General features: G+C 34.6%; 19 protein-coding genes and 1 tRNA gene. 1 reads left to right on the forward strand and 19 read right to left on the reverse strand.

The annotated features are described in order from the left end of the window. Positions 1-3: 3 nt before the first annotated feature. On the reverse strand, positions 4-714 hold the full coding sequence (gene yycF / locus AC1RPN_RS00265) for a response regulator YycF (RefSeq protein WP_409021860.1): 711 nt from the start codon (positions 712-714) through the stop codon (positions 4-6). A 196-nt stretch (positions 715-910) separates the two neighbouring features. Between yycF and AC1RPN_RS00270 the strand changes: the two genes are divergently transcribed. After that, a tRNA-Lys gene (locus AC1RPN_RS00270) sits at positions 911-983 on the forward strand. Between the two features lie 165 nt (positions 984-1,148). Here the strand turns inward: AC1RPN_RS00270 and AC1RPN_RS00275 are convergent. The 18 genes from AC1RPN_RS00275 to dnaA all read right to left on the reverse strand — a co-directional run bounded on the left by AC1RPN_RS00275 (position 1,149) and on the right by dnaA (position 19,260). Next, a complete protein-coding gene (locus AC1RPN_RS00275) occupies positions 1,149-1,667 on the reverse strand; it encodes an Asp23/Gls24 family envelope stress response protein (protein WP_481761092.1) in 519 nt (172 codons plus the stop codon). 30 nt (positions 1,668-1,697) lie between these two features. Next, positions 1,698-1,898 (reverse strand): DUF2273 domain-containing protein, encoded by a 201-nt coding sequence (locus AC1RPN_RS00280; protein ID WP_409021858.1) that lies wholly within the window; start codon positions 1,896-1,898, stop codon positions 1,698-1,700. 16 nt (positions 1,899-1,914) lie between these two features. After that, positions 1,915-2,469, reverse strand: a complete 555-nt coding sequence (amaP, locus tag AC1RPN_RS00285) for an alkaline shock response membrane anchor protein AmaP (protein WP_481761091.1) — start codon at positions 2,467-2,469, stop codon at positions 1,915-1,917. A gap of 25 nt (positions 2,470-2,494) precedes the next feature. Then, on the reverse strand, positions 2,495-2,740 hold the full coding sequence (locus tag AC1RPN_RS00290) for a GlsB/YeaQ/YmgE family stress response membrane protein (RefSeq protein WP_409021856.1): 246 nt from the start codon (positions 2,738-2,740) through the stop codon (positions 2,495-2,497). 386 nt (positions 2,741-3,126) lie between these two features. Further along, positions 3,127-3,336 carry a CsbD family protein gene (locus AC1RPN_RS00295; protein ID WP_409022828.1) on the reverse strand — a complete coding sequence of 70 codons (210 nt, stop codon included), beginning with the start codon at positions 3,334-3,336 and terminating at the stop codon, positions 3,127-3,129. A gap of 214 nt (positions 3,337-3,550) precedes the next feature. Then, a complete protein-coding gene (locus AC1RPN_RS00300) occupies positions 3,551-4,837 on the reverse strand; it encodes an adenylosuccinate synthase (RefSeq protein ID WP_481761090.1) in 1,287 nt (428 codons plus the stop codon). A 182-nt stretch (positions 4,838-5,019) separates the two neighbouring features. Continuing rightward, complete coding sequence (dnaB, locus tag AC1RPN_RS00305; protein WP_481761089.1) at positions 5,020-6,411, reverse strand: replicative DNA helicase; 1,392 nt, start codon at positions 6,409-6,411, stop codon at positions 5,020-5,022. 83 nt (positions 6,412-6,494) lie between these two features. After that, positions 6,495-6,950, reverse strand: coding sequence for a 50S ribosomal protein L9 (gene rplI / locus AC1RPN_RS00310; protein WP_481761088.1), 456 nt, complete (start codon positions 6,948-6,950; stop codon positions 6,495-6,497). 6 nt (positions 6,951-6,956) lie between these two features. Beyond that, complete coding sequence (locus AC1RPN_RS00315) at positions 6,957-8,969, reverse strand: DHH family phosphoesterase (protein WP_481761087.1); 2,013 nt, start codon at positions 8,967-8,969, stop codon at positions 6,957-6,959. Between the two features lie 124 nt (positions 8,970-9,093). After that, positions 9,094-9,348 (reverse strand): 30S ribosomal protein S18, encoded by a 255-nt coding sequence (gene rpsR, locus AC1RPN_RS00320; protein WP_057974148.1) that lies wholly within the window; start codon positions 9,346-9,348, stop codon positions 9,094-9,096. Positions 9,349-9,366: 18 nt separating this feature from the next. Beyond that, positions 9,367-9,894, reverse strand: a complete 528-nt coding sequence (gene ssb / locus AC1RPN_RS00325; protein ID WP_409021851.1) for a single-stranded DNA-binding protein — start codon at positions 9,892-9,894, stop codon at positions 9,367-9,369. 37 nt (positions 9,895-9,931) lie between these two features. After that, positions 9,932-10,225 carry a 30S ribosomal protein S6 gene (gene rpsF / locus AC1RPN_RS00330; RefSeq protein WP_409021850.1) on the reverse strand — a complete coding sequence of 98 codons (294 nt, stop codon included), beginning with the start codon at positions 10,223-10,225 and terminating at the stop codon, positions 9,932-9,934. Positions 10,226-10,422: 197 nt separating this feature from the next. Continuing rightward, the gene (gyrA, locus tag AC1RPN_RS00335) at positions 10,423-12,873 is read right to left on the reverse strand and encodes a DNA gyrase subunit A (RefSeq protein WP_481761147.1); all 2,451 of its coding nucleotides are present in this window, start codon (positions 12,871-12,873) and stop codon (positions 10,423-10,425) included. Between the two features lie 86 nt (positions 12,874-12,959). Beyond that, complete coding sequence (gyrB, locus tag AC1RPN_RS00340; RefSeq protein ID WP_481761146.1) at positions 12,960-14,897, reverse strand: DNA topoisomerase (ATP-hydrolyzing) subunit B; 1,938 nt, start codon at positions 14,895-14,897, stop codon at positions 12,960-12,962. Between the two features lie 19 nt (positions 14,898-14,916). Beyond that, the gene (gene recF / locus AC1RPN_RS00345; RefSeq protein WP_409021849.1) at positions 14,917-16,050 is read right to left on the reverse strand and encodes a DNA replication/repair protein RecF; all 1,134 of its coding nucleotides are present in this window, start codon (positions 16,048-16,050) and stop codon (positions 14,917-14,919) included. An 8-nt stretch (positions 16,051-16,058) separates the two neighbouring features. Next, on the reverse strand, positions 16,059-16,286 hold the full coding sequence (gene yaaA, locus AC1RPN_RS00350; RefSeq protein ID WP_057974154.1) for a S4 domain-containing protein YaaA: 228 nt from the start codon (positions 16,284-16,286) through the stop codon (positions 16,059-16,061). Positions 16,287-16,597: 311 nt separating this feature from the next. Then, positions 16,598-17,737: a DNA polymerase III subunit beta gene (gene dnaN, locus AC1RPN_RS00355; protein WP_481761086.1), complete on the reverse strand. Its 1,140-nt coding sequence runs from the start codon at positions 17,735-17,737 to the stop codon at positions 16,598-16,600. A gap of 170 nt (positions 17,738-17,907) precedes the next feature. Next, positions 17,908-19,260: a chromosomal replication initiator protein DnaA gene (dnaA, locus tag AC1RPN_RS00360; protein ID WP_481761085.1), complete on the reverse strand. Its 1,353-nt coding sequence runs from the start codon at positions 19,258-19,260 to the stop codon at positions 17,908-17,910. Between the last annotated feature and the right edge of the window lie 7 nt (positions 19,261-19,267).

Here is a 19,267-nt window from a genome sequence, read left to right on the forward strand (position 1 = left end):
ACTCTATTCTAAATCTGGATTTTTCATATAGTATCCAACACCACGACGTGTTACCAACCACTCTGGATGGCTTGGATTATCTTCAACTTTTTCTCTTAAACGACGCATTGTAACATCAACCGTTCTGACATCACCGAAGTAATCATAACCCCATACCGTCTGTAGTAAATGTTCTCTAGTCATAACTTGTCCTAGATGTTGTGCTAAATAATGTAATAATTCAAATTCACGATGTGTTAATTCAATTTTTTCATCATATTTTGAAACCATATATGCTTCAGGATGAATGGTTAATTGTCCAACTTGTATTTCACTATTTTGTGGTTGTTCTTCTGTTTGAACACTCTCAATTGTTTTTTGTCTTCTTAAATTAGCTTTAACTCTGGCCACTAGTTCACGGTTAGAGAAAGGTTTTGTTACATAATCATCTGCACCTAATTCTAGACCTAAGACCTTATCGATTTCTCCATCTTTAGCTGTAACCATAATGATTGGCATATCGTAAGTTTTTCTAACTTGACGAGCAACTTCTAAACCATCCACTTTTGGTAACATTAAATCTAATAAAATTAAATCCGGTTCAACTTCTTTAACTTTTTCTAAGGCTTCTTCACCATCGTAAGCTGTATAAACGTCGTATCCTTCTTTAGTTAAATTAAATTTAACGATATCAGAAATTGGTTTTTCATCGTCGACAACTAATATTTTTTTCATATGTGGATCCTCCTTATAGGAAGCTGTAAAATTAAATCTAGATACAACTTCTTAACCCTCCATTATTATAGCCTATTCAATCATCATTGCCAAACACAGTGATTAAATTTACCCAAATCCTTTTTCGAAAAGTTATTGTCTTTTATTAGTATATATGATAATATATTTAACGTTGATGAATTATTATTAATGGTTTGGGTGGTTAGCTCAGTTGGTAGAGCAACGGACTCTTAATCCGTGGGTCTAGGGTTCGAGCCCCTAACCACCCATGGGTGCCAAACCCAACATATCGCAAGATATGTTGAAGCATCTAGCTGCGGCTAGGTGCTTTTTTTGTGTTCTCATTTACTTATTGATGTTTCACGTGAAACAAAAAAAGAGAAACCCTATCGGATTTCTCTTAACTAGATTTAAATCTTATTATTTGTTCAACGCTATTTAACCCGGTCATCATCTTTATTTACTACCTGAGAGGTCGTTTTTTTAACGGCATCTACCCCATCTGTTGTTTTTTCTTTAATAGTACTACCTGCATCAGATACACGATCTTGTAAACTTGTTTGTGAATCATCAAATTCTTTTGGTGTTTGAATGTCTACTACTTCAACATTCAACTCAATTAAAGCTAAATCTGTTGTTTCCTTTACTTGTTTATTAATAACTTCCGTTAACTGTTTATAAATATCATGTGCATTGTGCCCATATGCCATAATAATATTTAAATCAACCGCAACTTGTTCCTTGCCAACCTCAACGCCGATGCCATCTGTTGGATTATCACTATTTACAAGTTTATTTTTAATATTTGCGACAAATCCACCATCCACACCCAAGAGACCAGATACATTTTCAATTGCATAACCGACTATTTTTTGAATAACCTTGTCATCAAATGTCAATGTCCCCTTTGGTTCAGTCTTTGTTCCCTGCGTATTTGTTTTTTCTGTAGTCATAATTAAGACTCCTTTCGATTTTTAAAATAATCAATTTTTCCGCGTGAAAATTTTTGAAATAAATGACAGATCAATATCATATTCTTTAAATAGATAACCAATCCATCCTGCTAACAGTGTCACAATCATAATGATAATCGTCTTCCAAAATCCTACAGTTACAAGTAACGAGGATATGATAAATCCTAGAGCACTACCAACTCCAATATTAATTGACATTTTATCTTTCATTTATGCACACTCCCTCTTAAACTACCCGTGTAACTTTACGTTTTGAATTTGATTTTTTACTTACCTTAATATCTACTTTGATAGGAATATGACTAGATCCAGCTAATAGATCATTGAGATTCTCAGTTAATTCACTCGTAATACGAGGTAATTGTCCAACTGTAGACTGTTGGTAAACTGAATCTGCAACAATATGGATCTTTCGCTGACGTCGTGTATTCTTCAACGTAACTTTAATATTAGATAAGTCTTCACTAGACAACTTTGTCTTGATAAATTGGCTAATACCCTGGTTACTTAAAGCAAGTCTTCCTTCTTTAGTTTGCTTCAAAGGAATATCTGGTAGTTGCGCAGGCCACAAAAGTATTAACAAAAATATGAAGACTGTTAATAGCAATAACACAATCCCATAATAGAAGATAAAATCGTTACTCTGAAAATTTGTACTAACGTTAAAATGTTCAAGCATTTTAGTTATTTTCTCAATTATTTCTGGCCAAATCAGCAAGCTAAGCCCAATCAAGTATCCGAGGCTGACTATACTCAGAATAATTTTTTTACTCTTCTTCATAAACATACCTCTCTCTTGACTTGATTTACTTCCTTGCTTTTATACCAAATATAGCTGAAACAATTAAAACTAAAATTATCGCACCAATGATAGAAGGGATAATTGCCATTCCTGCCAAGCTAGGTCCCCAATGACCAAGGACACTTTGACCAAGAGCTGACCCAACTAGTCCAGCGATGATGTTACTTATCCATCCCATCGACTCACCGCGATTAGTAATCGCCCCTGCAACAGCACCAATAATAGCACCTACAATTAATGACCAAATCATAATATGTTCCTCCTTTGTTTATATTAAATAGTTATTTATTATATTAACTATTCGTTATATGTAATATACCATTATTTGAAATCGCTTGCAAATGAAACGATTTTATTACGCTCAATCTATGAAACTTAATGAATCTCTTTCCCAGGTACTTAAACTTATATACACCAAAAAATAAAGATAAATAACTATCTTTGTTTTCCTCGTTGCTTAATTAATCACATAAAGTTAAACAAAATAAGATCTATGAATATCTGAGTGAATAAGATGAACTGATAGGTACTATACTCACAAGATAAGCCTATTATTTATCTAACTTCGGCTAATAAAAAGAAATAAAAAAAACTCGCACTGCTTATTGTAAGCAGTGCGAGAACCCAATGAAATTACTATTTCTTTTTACGTTTGTCCATAACTTCATCTATTTTTTCTGCAACATCATCTTTGACATCTTCTAATTTATCTTTCGCTTTACCAAGGAAACCTTCCGCTTTACCTTTAACTTCTTCTTGCTTGTCTCCTGTCAATTTACCTTTAGTTTCTGTTACTTTACCCTTAATTTGATCTTTCTTTGCATCTAATCTATCTTCATTTGTCATCATGTTTCCTCCTCATAATATATTTGTCTACATACCGATAGTAACATCCAAAGAAAGCGTATGCAACATATTCGACTTATCAAATATATAAGTTATATAAATTTTTAAGCTCTAATTAATTAAGGTTATTTATCTACTTAGTTATTGATTAAATAAAAAAAAATCAAAGTATTAACTTTGACTTTTCTCACATTACTATCAACCTATTACTTATTTATGCCCAAACATCATCTAAAACATTTGTTTGATCACGATCGGGTCCAACTGAGAATGTTGAAATTTTAACATCAACGATTTCTTCAATACGTCTAATATAATTTCTAGCATTTTCAGGTAATTCTGCAAGAGTTTTCATTTGAGTAATATCTTCAGTCCAACCAGGTAATGTTTCATATACTGGTTTACATTGAGATAATTCTTTAAAACTAGCTGGATAACGATGAATAATTTCACCATTTAATTCGTATGCTGTACAAATTTTAACTTCTTTTAATCCAGTTAAAACATCAATACTGTTTAAACATAAGTTAGTCAATCCTGAAACACGTTTGGAATGATTCATAACAACACTATCAAACCAGCCAATACGACGTGGACGTTTTGTTGTTACACCATATTCATGTCCAACTTCACGGATAGTATCACCGATTTCATCTAATAGTTCAGTTGGAAAAGGACCATCCCCTACACGTGATGTATAGGCTTTGCAGACACCAACAACTGTATTTATTTGAGCAGGTCCAACACCAACACCGACTGTTGCGCCACCTGCAATTGGATTTGAAGAAGTTACAAATGGGTACGTTCCATGATCAATATCTAACATAACACCTTGTGCACCTTCAAATAAGACTTTCTTACCAGAATCTAGTGCATCATTAATAATAACTGACGTGTCCATTACGTATCGTTTCAAACGTTGGCCATAGGCAAAATATTCTTCAAAAATATCATCAAATTCAAGTGGTTCATGATCATATAATTTTGTAAATTCACGATTTTTTTGTTCTAAATTATTTTTTAATTTTGCTGAGAAAGTTTCTTTTTCCATTAAATCAGCAATTCTAATACCAATTCTAGCAGCTTTATCCATATAAGCTGGTCCAATACCTTTATTAGTCGTCCCAATCTTATCTTCTTTTTTAGCAGCTTCTTGTAAGCCATCAAGTAGAATATGGTATGGCAAAATAACATGAGCGCGGTCAGAAATACGTAAATTATCTCCTTTAACGCCGAGTTTTTGTAGATAATCAAGTTCTTCACATAAAGCTTTAGGATTCACAACAACCCCATTACCAATGATACTTAATTTATCTTGAAAGAAAATACCTGATGGAATCAAATGTAATTTGTAAGTGTTGCCTTCAAATACAATTGTGTGTCCGGCGTTATCGCCACCTTGATACCGTGCAATAACATCGGCATTTTGACTTAAGAAATCTGTAATTTTACCTTTTCCTTCATCGCCCCATTGGCTACCTACTACAACTACTGATGACATATTTTCATCCACCTCATAATTTATATTTTAAATTCATAAATACAATCCTAGAATATTATAGCAATAAAGCAGTTCAAATACAACTAAAATACGAACGTTTGTATTTTATATAAACATTTATCAACTATATAACGAACGTTTCTCTTTTTATTCAAAAAAAATATCCCACTAAGGAATATTTTCTAGCCTTCTGGTCTATAGGCAAGTGACGAGAATTTATTATATGATTTAACAAATAATAATTTAACTGTACCTCGTTCGCCACCACGGTTTTTTTCAATAATAACTTCAACTTCACCAACATTTTGGTCATCTTCATCCCTTGGATCAGGTAGATTCCCGTCTTCATCTTCATCAGTATCGCGTTCATAATAATCATCTCGATACAAAAATGCAACAATATCTGCATCTTGTTCAATAGAACCAGATTCACGAATATCTGATAACACTGGTCGTTTATCTTGGCGTTGTTCAACACCACGGGATAATTGAGACAATGCAATAACTGGAACACTTAATTCTTTCGCTAATTTCTTCATTTGACGAGAAATTTCTGAGACTTCTTGTTGTCGACTTTCGCGTCCTGAACCTTCAATCAACTGTAAATAATCAACAACGATTAACCCTAGTCCACCTTTTTCCTTCGCTAATCGACGGCATTTTGCCCGAATTTCAGCCATCTTTGACCCAGCAGTGTCATCAATAAAGATATTAGCCTTTGATAATGAATTCATTGCCACAATCAAATTTGACCATTCTGATTCGTCTAATTGTCCCGTTCGTAAGTGATTCGCATTAATACTACCTTCAGCACATAACATACGACTAACTAATGATTCTGCTGACATTTCTAAACTAAAAATAGCGACAGTTTCATCAGTTTTAGTTGCTACGTTTTGAGCAATATTCAACGCAAAAGCTGTTTTACCAACAGCCGGACGAGCAGCTAAAATGATTAACTCATCTGGATGTAACCCGGCAGTCATTTTATCCAACTCTGGATAACCTGTCGACAATCCAGTAATTGTATCGCCTTCTTTAGCTAACTTTTCAATATTTGTAAATGTACTTTTTAATACATCAGCGATAGCTTGAAAACCACTACTATTTCTTTTTTCAGATACGCTCATAATTTCACGTTCAGCATTATCTAAAAGCGTTGCAACATCATCATCTTGTGATAAACCCTTAGTTGCAATAGATGTCGCTGTCGCAATTAAGCGTCGAATCATTGATTTTTCTTCAACAATTTTAGCATAATACTGAACGTTCGCAGCCGTTGGTACAGAGCCAGCTAATTCAACAATATAGCTAACACCGCCAATATCATCCATTTGATTTTTAGAAGTTAAATTATCTTGAATCGTAACAATATCAATAGCTTCATCTTTATCATTCAGATCCACCATAGCCGCAAATATCAATTGATGGCGACGTTGATAGAAGTCTTCGGGCTCCAAGTATTCCATTGCCTCAACAAGAGCATCACTCTTTAAAAAGACAGCGCCCAAAACGGCTTGTTCCGCTTCAATATTCTGTGGTGGCGTTTGGTCTGTTAATAGTTCATTATTCATTTTATCGTGTTCTCCTTACTTCTAAAATCAAGAAAAAAGCTGGACAAAATCAAATTTTGCCAGCTTTTCAAATAAATACTACTTTAGTTATTAGCCGAAACATGAACACGAATCATTGCTGTTACATCAACATGTAACTTAACAGGTACATTCGTGAATCCTAAGGCACGAATTGGTTCTGGTAGTTCAACTTTACGTTTGTCGATTTTAATTCCGTATTGTTTTTCCATAGCTTGTACAATTTGCTTGCTAGGAATTGAGCCAAATAAACGGCCATCTTCGCCCGCTTTAGCTGTTAATTCAACAACTGTCTTATCATCTTCTAAAACGATTTTTTCATCTTTAGCTTCTTTTAAAATTTCTTCAGCTTTTTTTTCTTCAGCTTTTTGTTGTCCCTTTAAAGAACTCATTGCTGAATTTGTAGCTAATTTTGCTTTACCATTTTTAATTAAAAAATTTTGAGCATAGCCGCTTGGTACTTCTTTAATTTCTCCACGTTTACCTTTTCCGCGAACATCTTCTAAAAATATAACTTTCATAATCAACTACTCCTTAATTTCATCTTTTTTTGTCGTTAAAATATTAACTAATTGTTCTGCAGCTTCACTTACACTCACACCAGTTAACTGAGTCGCAGCATTTGATAAGTGACCGCCGCCGCCCATTTGTTCCATAACAACTTGAACATTAGTCGTCCCTGTACTTCTAGCAGAGATACTAACACGATTTTCTGATCGTTTTGTGACAACAAATGACGCTGATACACTTGAAATAGATAATAATGAATCTGCTGCCTGTGCTGCTGTAACTGGGTCATAAATCGTATCATCTTCACCCACACATAATGCTAAATCAGTATTAATGAACTCTACTTTATCAATTAAATGATTACGCTTCAAGTAACTATCAACATTTTCTTTCATAAAGTTTTGAACCATTGTTGAATCAGCCCCAACGGACCTTAAATAACTGGCTGCATCAAATGTTCGTGTACCCGTCCTTAATGAAAACGACTTCGTATCAATAATAATTCCCGTTAACATCGCAGTTGCTTCAATTTTATTAATTGGTTCACTATCTTTTGATTGATATTCAAACATTTCAGTAATCAGTTCACAGGTTGATGATGCATAAGGTTCAATATAAACTAACATTGGATTTTCAGGGAATTCTTCTCCACGACGATGATGATCAATAACCATCAGACGATTTTTAAGTTTTTCATACAATTCAGGACTACCAGAAATAGAGGGTTTAGAATGATCAACCATCACCAGTAAACTCTGTTCTGTTGCTTTTTCTACTGCTTCTTCAGGTGTAATAATATTATATTTGATATCAGGATATTGATCTAACTCTTCCATCAATCGTTGTACATCTGAATGAATAGCGGTTTGATCTAAAACAATCCAACATTTCATATTATTCATCAAAGCGATTCGTCTAATGCCCAAACAAGCTCCTACAGAGTCCATATCTGGGCTCTGATGTCCCATAACGAAGACTTGGTCCATTGGTTTCATTATTTCTTGTAACGCTTGAGAAATCATTCTAGCACGAACCCGAGTCCGTTTTTCCATCGGATTAGTTTTACCACCATAAAATCTTGCTTGCTCTTCAGGTGATTTAACGACAACTTGATCCCCACCTCGACCTAAAGCAAGATCTAAATTGCTTTGAGCTAATTTTGCAAGTGAATTCAAATCGCCATCGCCATAGGCAATTCCCATGCTCAATGTGAGCGGAAAGTTTTGTTTGGATGTCCGATCGCGAATTCGATCTAAAATTTTAAATTTTTCTTCTTCAATTTGTTGTAAAGAATGGGCATGAACTAAAATAAAAAATCGATCTGAATCCGTTCTTTTTAAATACATCCCATAACGACGCGCCCAATTAGATAACTCATTTGTGACAAAGTTACTTAAATTAGAAACATTCTTATCTGACATAGATTGCGTTACTTCATCATAATTATCTAAGAACACTTGACCGATAACAACGCGCTCTGCTTCAAATTCTTTTTCAATTGATGAATAACGCGTAATATCCATCAGGTAAGCAACATGAATATCATTTTGTATGATCATTTCAAAATCTTTTTCATGCCATGTTACTTTCACCAAGCCTTTAGTCTCAGCGTTATCTGTAATAATCGTCGATAACGATTCATCGACGCTCTCTATTTTCTTACCTAAAATATCATTTTTTTCAAAATAAGGTTGTAAGTATGGATTAACCCACTCAATCTCATTTTGTTCGTTAAAAATCAAAATACCAATTGGCATTTTGATAAGCGCTTCTTGTTCACTACGTTTAATACGATATGATAATTCCGATATATATTCATTAGTATTTGCCGTAATTTGGGACATAATATACATACTTGCGCTGGTAGCACCCAACGCAATAATTAACAATATAAGTCCTAAAAATAAATTAACTGTAAAAGACAGAACAACACTAAATAAAGACATAATTACGATAAAAATCGCAATCCATCTTAAGCGTTCATTCTTCAAAAAACTGGGAAGTTTCTCGTTTGAAAGGAACTTTTTCATAGTATCTCCTCATCTGTAAATCCTAGATGTTATCTATTTTATCACATTCCCCATTTACCTGCACAAATCTTGCTGATAGTACAAAAAAAGGGAAGACTATTTGCATAGTCTTCCCTAGATATTACTATTCTTCTGAAACGAATGGTAATAAGCCCATAATACGTGAGCGTTTAATTGCAATTGTTAAACTGCGTTGGTTTTTAGCGCTTGTTCCCGTAACACGACGAGGTAAAATCTTACCACGTTCTGAAATGAAACGTTTTAACAAGTCTGTATCTTTATAATCGATATAATCGATGTGGTTAGCTGCGATGAAGTCAACTTTACGTCGACGACGTGCGCCACCGCCACCACCTCTACGTTGTTGTTGTTGTGCCATGTGAGTTTCCTCCTCTAATTAGAATGGTAGGTCGTCATCAGAAATATCAATTTGTTGGCCATTATTTGCAAATGGATCAACTGTTGCTGAATCATTAGATTGCGTTGTGTTTGAATTATTATTCGAACTTGCGCCACCAAATGGGTTAGCATTGTTATTTGATGATGAACTTGATTGAGGAGCGCTGCTTTGATTATTAGCGTTACCTTGTTGTTGGCTTGATTGAGATTTTGATTCAAGCAACGAAAAGTTTTCTACGACAACTTCAGTAACATACACGCGAGTTCCTTGTTGATTATCATATGAACGCGTTTGAATTCGTCCATCGACACCAATTAAAGAACCTTTATGCGTAAAGTTAGCGAAGTTCTCGGCTGCTTTTCGCCAGATAACACAGTTAATAAAATCGGCTTCACGTTCGCCAGAAGCGTTCGTGAATTGTCGATTAACTGCAACTGTAAAAGTTGCAACTGCAGCACCACTAGCTGTGTAGCGTAAATCAGGGTCTCTTGTTAAACGTCCGACAAGTACTGTTCTATTAATCATAATGTATTGCTCCTCTCCGTTATTTTATTAAAATGAATTATTTTTCATCTCTGTTAATGATCATATGACGCAAGATTCCTTCATTAATCTTTGAAAGACGATCAAATTCGTTAATTGCGATATCGTCATCGGCTGTAGCATTAATGATATGGTAGATACCTTCATTATAACCGCTGATTTCGTATGCAAGACGACGTTTTGACCAGTCTTTTGAAGTAACGATTTCTGCACCATTACTTGTTAAAATACCATCGAAACGTTCGATCAAAGCTGCTTTAGCTGCTTCATCAAGATCGGTACGGATGATATAAGTAATTTCATATTTACTCATGACTGTTTACACCTCCTTATGGACTTTAGGTCCTTACCTCGTGGCAAGAACAAGGAAAGTTATCTATTTAATGCCATAGACACTTACGAACTAAAATTATATCACTGCCATTCACTTAAAGCAAGAAAATCCTAATTAACTACACACTTATTAAGTACGCCGTTAATTAGGATTTTATTTTATTTTTTTAATTTAGTTTATTCTAAGTCATTTGTTTCACTTTCAACGTCTGATACAACTGCATCTAAAATAGTAGTTGTTTCTTCAGGAGTAGCTTCAACTTTTGCCATTGTTGCAACTTTAGCATTCTCATCAATTCGAATTAAATGAACTCCTAAAGTAGCACGGCCCGTTTTTGACACGTTCTTCACATTAAAGCGAATCATAACACCTTGATCCGTAATTAACATGATATCTTCATCACCTTGAACGGTTGCTAACCCAGCAATTGGTCCATTCTTTTCAGAAATGTTAGCTGTCTTAATTCCTTTTCCACCACGGCCTTTAATTGCATAAGCCGAAGCGGGTGTTTGCTTACCGTATCCTTTTTCAGAAATGATAAATACGTGACTATCAGCAGCTAATAAATCAGCTCCTACAACGTAATCATCTTCTCTTAACCGAATACCACGAACACCAGAAGCAGAACGACCCATTGAACGAACATCATTTTCAGCAAATGATACTGCGTAACCTCGATGCGTTCCAATAATCATATTCTGCGTGCCATCTGTGATAGCAACGTTAATTAATTCATCTTCATCATGCAATTTAATCGCTTTTAAACCATTATTTCGTATGTTAGAAAATTCTGACACCGGTGTTCTCTTAACTGTTCCGTTAAGCGTCGTAAAGAAAAGATAACGTTCATCATTTTCTTGCTTGCTTACGTTGATAACAGCTTGGATTTTCTCACCAGAATTAACCCCTAAAAGATTAATGACAGGAATTCCTTTAGCTGTGCGTCCATATTCAGGAATTTCATACCCCTTCATACGGTACACTTTACCAGCATTCGTGAAGAATAGTAGGGTATCATGCGTTGATGTCGACACAAGATGTTCAATAAAGTCATCATCATGAACACCCATACCTTGAACGCCACGGCCACCACGGTTTTGTGCTTTGAATTCATCAGTTGCAAGACGTTTTACATAACCGTTATGCGTTAATGTAATCATAACTTCTTCTTCTTCAATCAAATCTTCATCTTCAAGATTCAATACTTCGCCAATTAATAATTCAGTACGACGTTCATCACCAAATTTAGCTTGTAAATCTAACAATTCTTGATAAATAATATCATGAATACGTGAGTCATGAGCCAAAATATCTTCAAAATCAGCGATTGATGCCATTAAATTTTGATATTCTTCTTCAATTTTTTCACGTTCTAAACCAGTTAAACGAACTAATCGCATATCTAAAATAGCTTGAGCTTGTTTATCTGATAAACCATAATTACCCATCAATTGATTTTTAGCAAGTTCACCCGTATTTGAGCTACGGATAATTCTAATAATTTCATCAATATGATCGAGTGCAATTCTTAAACCTTCAAGGATATGTGCGCGAGCACGTGCCTTTTTCAATTCAAATTGCGTACGACGACGGATAACTTTTTCTTGATGTTCAAGGTAATAAACAAGCATTTCCTTTAAACTTAGAACTTTTGGAATACCATTAACGATTGCTAGCATATTAAAACTGAAAGATGTTTGTAATAACGTTAATTTATAAAGGTTATTCAACACAACTGAAGCACTCATATCACGACGAATATCGATCACAATTCGTAATCCTTCACGATCAGACTCATCATTAATATCAGTGATACCTTCAATTTTTTTATCACGAGCTAAATCAGCAATACGTTCAATTAAACGTGCTTTATTAACCATGTAAGGAAGTTCATCAACGATAATACGTTCTTTACCATTCTTTTGTTCTTCAATTTCAACTTTTGAACGAATTGTTATTGTTCCCTTACCTGTTTCGTAAGCTTTACGAATACCAGATTTACCTAGAACAGTAGCCCCAGTTGGAAAATCAGGACCAGGGATAGCCTCCATCAAATCAGCCACAGTTGCATCAGGATTATCCATCAAAATATGTAATCCAGAAATAACTTCTGACAAATTATGTGGCGGAATATTCGTTGTCATACCAACGGCAATACCTGTTGCACCATTAACTAATAAGTTAGGAAAACGCGCAGGTAAAACAACTGGTTCATGTTCACTGCCATCGTAATTATCCATGAAATCAATGGTATCTTTATTGATATCACGCATCATTTCAACAGCTATTTTACTCATTCTAGCTTCAGTATAACGCATAGCAGCAGCGCCATCACCATCGACAGAACCAAAGTTACCATGCCCATCAACTAACATGTAACGGTAACTAAAGTCTTGGGCCATACGAACCATCGCTTCATAAATCGATGAATCACCATGAGGATGGTACTTACCCATAACATCCCCAACAATTCTAGCTGATTTTTTGTATGGTTTATCAGGCGTAATCCCTAATTCACTCATCCCGTATAAAATACGACGATGGACAGGTTTCAACCCATCTCGAACATCAGGAAGTGCACGAGCAACAATAACGCTCATAGCATAATCCAAGAATGATTTTTTCATTTCTCCGGAAAGATTAACATCTTTTATCCGGCTTGTAGCTGGTAATTCTTCTGCCAAAATTTTCAACCTCCTTTACGACTAAGTTTTTAAATATCTAAGTTTTCTACGTAAGTGGCATTTTTTTCAATAAATTCACGTCTAGGTTCTACACGATCACCCATTAACATATTAAAGACATCATTAGCTTCAATGGCATCGTCGACGTTAACACGTAATAAACGACGAGCATCTGGATCCATAGTTGTTTCCCACAATTGAGAAGCATCCATTTCTCCAAGACCTTTATATCGTTGAATAACGGGTTTTGGTGTTGGTGCCAATTGCCCTTGAATTTCTTCTAATTCTTCTTCAGTATCGACATAACGAATCATCTTACCTTGTCTAATTTGATATAAAGGTGGTTGCGCAATATACACGAATCCTGCTTCAACAAGTGGACGCATGTAACGATAGAACAGTGTTAATAATAACGTTCTAATATGGGCACCATCGACATCAGCATCAGTCATAATAATTAATTTATGATAATTAGCTTTTTCAACATTAAATTCGCCACCAAAACCTGTTCCCATAGCTGTAAATAATGAACGAATTTCTTCATTGGCTAAAATTTTATCTAAACTTGCTTTTTCAACATTCAAAATCTTACCACGAATCGGTAAGATAGCTTGTGTTAACCGTGAACGACCCTGTTTAGCTGAACCGCCGGCTGAATCACCTTCGACGATAAATAATTCACTAATTGCAGGATCTTTACTTGTATTATCAGCTAACTTACCGGGTAAGTTACTGATTTCAAGCCCACTTTTTTTACGTGTTACTTCACGAGCATGTTTAGCAGCTACTCGAGCTCTAGCAGCTAATAAGCCTTTTTCTACAATAATTTTAGCTTCTTTAGGATTTTCCATTAAAAACTTAGTAAAATGTTCAGAGAAAGTACGATCAGTAACCGTACGCGCATCTGAATTACCTAATTTTGTTTTTGTTTGACCTTCAAATTGAGGATCTGGATGTTTAATACTGACAACAGCCGTCAATCCTTCACGAACATCTTCACCAGAAAGATTAGCATCATTTTCTTTCATAAGATTATTTTTACGAGCGTAATCATTTATAACCCGGGTTAAGGCTGTCTTAAAACCAGATTCATGAGTACCACCCTCATAAGTATGAATATTATTTGTGAAAGTTAATAAATTACTATGATAATCATCTGTATATTGGAGGGCAACTTCAACAATAATCCCTTTTTGTTCACCTTCAACATAGATAGGTTCTGGGAAAATAACATCTTTATTTTTATTTAAGTATTCAACATAATGCTTAATACCACCGGCATAATGGAATTCTTGTAATCCGGGTCCACCATCACGTTTATCATCAATCGTAATTTTAAGGCCTTTATTCAAGAATGCTAATTCACGAATTCGCGTTGTTAATACTTTAATATCATAGACAGTTGTTTCCGTAAAAATATCAGAATCCGGTACAAAATGAACAATCGTTGCATGTTCATTTTCAGGTGCTTCACCTACAACTGACATCTCTGTTTTAACTTTACCGCGAGCAAAGTCCATACCGTAGACTTTACCTTCACGAATAACCTGAACATCTAGCTCAGTTGATAATGCATTAACAACTGAAGCACCAACTCCATGAAGTCCACCAGAAACTTTATAACCACCACCGCCAAATTTACCCCCAGCATGTAAAATTGTAAAAACGGTTTCAAGCGCTGGACGGCCTGTTTTTGCTTGGATATCAACAGGGATACCACGTCCATTATCACGAACTGTTATACTGTTGTCTTTTTCGACAACAACATTAATTTCATCGGCAAAACCAGCCAATGCTTCATCGATACCATTATCAATAATTTCCCAAACTAAGTGATGAAGACCTTGTGAAGCCGTTGTTCCAATATACATACCGGGACGTTTTCTAACAGCTTCAAGTCCTTCTAAAACTTGAATTTGGCTCGCATCATATTCTTTTGCTTTTTCTTCATGTAATTCTTCTGCTATTTCAGCTTGTTTCTCTTGATCAGTCAACTATATGTTCCTCCTCTTCGAGTAAGTTACCTTGATTAATATGAAAAATCTTAGGTTCATTAATTAACGATCTAGCAATACCACTTAAGTTTGGTGTTGTTAAAAATGTTTGAACCTTATTTTGAATCGTCTTCAAAAGATGTGTTTGACGCATATCATCCAATTCAGAAAGAACATCATCCAAAAGAAGGACTGGATATTCCCCAGTTTCCTCTTTCATTAACTCAATTTCGGCTAATTTGACTGATAATGCTGTTGTTCTTTGTTGTCCTTGAGATCCATATGTTTGAACGTTTTTGCCGTTAATTAAAAAACGCACATCATCACGATGTGGCCCAGCTAAGGTTGTCCCTTGAAATATTTCTTTTTTTATTGATTTTTTTAAATCATTTTGTAATTGCGTATACAACTGTTCAATCGTTTTTTCTGACGCGTTTTCCAAATGAGTGGCATACTCAAATGTTAACGTTTCAGCGGACTGTGTAATCTCTTCTTGTAATTGGTTAGCCCAGAATTCAAGTTGTTTAAGAAATATTAAGCGTTGATGTACAATTTCTGCGCCAAAAGCAGCTAATTGATCAGATAATACATCTAAAAAAACTAAATCTTGGTCTTTTTTATGCTGTAACTGTTTTAGATATTGATTACGCTGTTTCAAAATAGTTCGGTATTGACCTAAATTATATAAATAACGTGCATTAATTTGGCCAAATTCCATATCAACAAATCTTCTTCTTACTGATGGGGCACCCTTTACAAGGGCTAAATCCTCTGGTGCAAACAAAATCACATTGAACTGTCCAATGTACTGTGACAATTTGGCCTGTTCAAGATGATTAACTTTAGCTTTTTTACCTTTAGAATTAATTTGAATCTCGAGTGGCAATGACCCTACTTGCTTATTCACCCGACCTTGGATTATCGCAGCTGTCTTATCCCACTTAATCAACTCTTTATCATTATTCGTTCTATGACTTCGAGTCATTGATAACACATAAATTGCTTCCAATAAATTCGTTTTACCCTGAGCATTTTCACCAAGTAATATATTGATTGCTGGTGAAAATGAGATATTTAAATCTTCATAGTTACGATAATCCCTCAAGGTTAAATTTTCTAGATACATTGATAAGCCTACTTTTCGTCCATTGAATGCATCGTAATAATTGCAATACCTGGAACTTCAATAACATCGCCAGGGTATAATTTACGTCCACGTCGGTCTTCTAATTCACCATTTACAAGGACTTCATTTTCACGTAAAAACCATTTTGCTTCGCCACCAGAATTAATAATTGTTTCTGATTTCAAAACTTGTTGTAGCATCATGTAAGGTGTTTCTAAATAAATATCTGATTTCAATTGTCGTCAACCTCCATTTTCTTCCTTTTCTATTATACCTTTTTTTTCGCAAAATTACAATTTCACATCTCATTTTAAGCCGATTTAAGCGATTTAAGTTTTAATTAGTCTTTTTACTCTAAAATTACTTAAAAGGCTATATTTTTAATTAAATGACTACAATTCACTATTGCCTTATTTTTTTAGTCAAAATCAAACCATAAAATTCATTTCTCACTTTTAATATAATTTACCTAAAAAAATAGAGTAAAAACAGTTTTATTGGCTGCTTTTACTCTATTTTTATTAGTTATTCATACACGAACAATTAATTAGAATGTTCGAACTGGTGTAATTAATTGAATAAATTGCGTTGTATCTTCAGTTGGGACTAAGGTAAATGGTCGTAATGGTTGTGTAAACGCAACTTTAATTTCAGTTTGTCCAAATGATCTTAAAGCATCTTTCATATAGTCTGGATTAAATGAAATTTCAAGATCATTTCCTGATAAATTGCTAAATTCTAATGCTTCCTCAACATTACCAACATCAGGCGAGTTACTATAAATGACAACTTTTTGTTCTGCCGTATTAATCGCTAGTTTAACAACGTTATTACGGCTTTCATGTGATAGTAATGACGCACGTTCAATTGCTGATAATAATTTAGGCGCATTAAACTCAATGTCTGTAGCTGATTCTTTAGGAATTAGACGAGTTGTATCAGGATAATTTCCTTCTAATAAACGTGAATAAAATGAGGTATTTCCAAGAATAAAGAGTACTTGGTTTTCTGAAATACGCATTTCAATATCTGGATTAGAATCGTCAATCATTCGTGATAATTCTACTAAAGATTTACCAGGAATAATAACATCATATTTTGCATCGTTTGCGCCTTCCAATGTAATTTTACGTTGGCTCAAACGATGACTATCTGTTGCGACTGCTAAAAACTCACCATTTTCAATGACAAAGTGAACACCAGTTAAAATAGGGCGACTTTCTTGGTTAGAAACGGCAATAACAGTTTGGCTAATAATTTGTTTTAAGATTGATCCCGAAAAAATTAAATTATCATCAGTATCAATTTCTGGTAAGTGAGGATAGTTATTTGCATCTAACCCATTAATATTGAATGAGGCTGATCCAGAAGTAATCTCAGTTTGATAACCATCAGTCACTGTTAATGAAAAAGTATCTTGCGGTAATTTTTTAACAATTTCGCTAAAGAATCGTGCAGGTAGCACAATTTCACCAGTTGATTCAATTGTTAAGTTATTAGATTCATCTTCAACAGATAAAAAAGTTTCAATAGAAACATCTGCATCACTACCTGTTAAAAGTAAACCAGAAGCAGTTAAGACAACTTTGATACCCGTTAATATAGGAATTGTTGTTTTTGAAGAAATAGCTCTTTGAACATCTGTTAATTGTTTAATGAATGCTGATCGATTAATTGTAAATTCCATAGTAAATCCTCCGGTAAGTTTAGTTATTAATTAAGTAATAAAAGAATAGAAGCAGTAGTAGGGCCTGTTAATCATGTTAAGAAATACGTTGGGACCATGTAAATAAAAGAATTCACATGTGGATAACCTGTGAGTAAACAAGCCGCCTTATCCACAATTGCCCACAACTATTATTGGTTAAGTTCACTCTTAAGATCTGAAATTTGACGCTGAAGTTTGTCATCAGTTTCTAACATTACAGCAATTTTTTCGTGAGCATGAATAACCGTTGTATGATCCTTACCACCAAATTCAGATCCAATCTTAGGTAAGGAATTGTCGGTAAGTTCGCGACTTAAGTACATAGCAATTTGACGTGGCATAACAATTGCTTTAACACGTTTTTTTCCTTTTAAATCGCCCACAGTAACGTGGAAATATTTAGCAACCCGATCTTGAACAATAGCAATTGAAATTTCATTTGATTTATCTTTTAAACTTAAGTTTTTTAAGGCATCGGCGGCTAAACTCGTTGTTATTTCTGAGTTTGATAAGGTCGCGTACGCTTGTACTCTAACCAAAGCGCCTTCAAGTTCACGAATATTCGAATCGATTTGGCCAGCAATATAACTTAATGTATCATCTGGTATTTCAAGATTTTCAGCATCAGATTTATTTCTTAAAATAGCAATTCTAGTTTCTAAATCAGGAGGGGTTATATCAACTGAAAGACCCCATTTAAAGCGAGATATAAGACGTTTTTGTAATTTTGGTATTTCGTTTGGTAAACGATCAGATGATAAGACAATTTGTTTTTTATCATCATATAAAGAGTTAAATGTATGGAAAAATTCTTCTTGTGTTGATTCTTTATCGGCAAAAAATTGAATATCATCCACCAGTAAGAGATCAACACTACGATATTCTTTTCGGAAATCTTCGGGCGTATTATTTCGAAGTGAGTTAATGAAGCCGTTAGTAAATGCTTCACTTGTAACGTATTTTACTTTTGCATCAGGATTGTTTAGAAGCATTTGGTGACCAATTGCGTGCATTAAATGGGTTTTACCCAAACCAACACCACCATAGAAAAAGAGCGGGTTGTACAAGCGGCCAGGTTCTTCAGAAACAACCAAAGCAGCAGCGTGGGCCATCTGATTACCTTTTCCAGTAACGAAGGTACTAAAGGTATATCTATCGTTTAATTTGGCATCACGCATAAAGGTAGGGACATTATCGTTATTAGAGTTTGAACTATTTGATACTGCCATATTTGATTGGCCGCCCGCGGTTAATTCACCCTTTATTTTTAAAACGGGATTGATTTCTTCACCAGTTGATTCGTAAAGAAACGCAACAACTTTTGGTGCTAGATGTTGTATCCAGTAAGTTTTATGTAGCTGGGAGGGTAGCTCAATAATAAGGTCGTTATTAATAAATTGTTTTGGTTCAGCTGATGAAATCCAAGTTTCGTAACTAACAGGGTTGAGTTGCGTTTTGAAATAATCAGTCAGTGAGGACCATAAATTTTCGAGAGTAAGCACAAAAAGC

It is taken from the genome of Dellaglioa sp. CoH-57-MRSF-20, assembly GCF_056781955.1.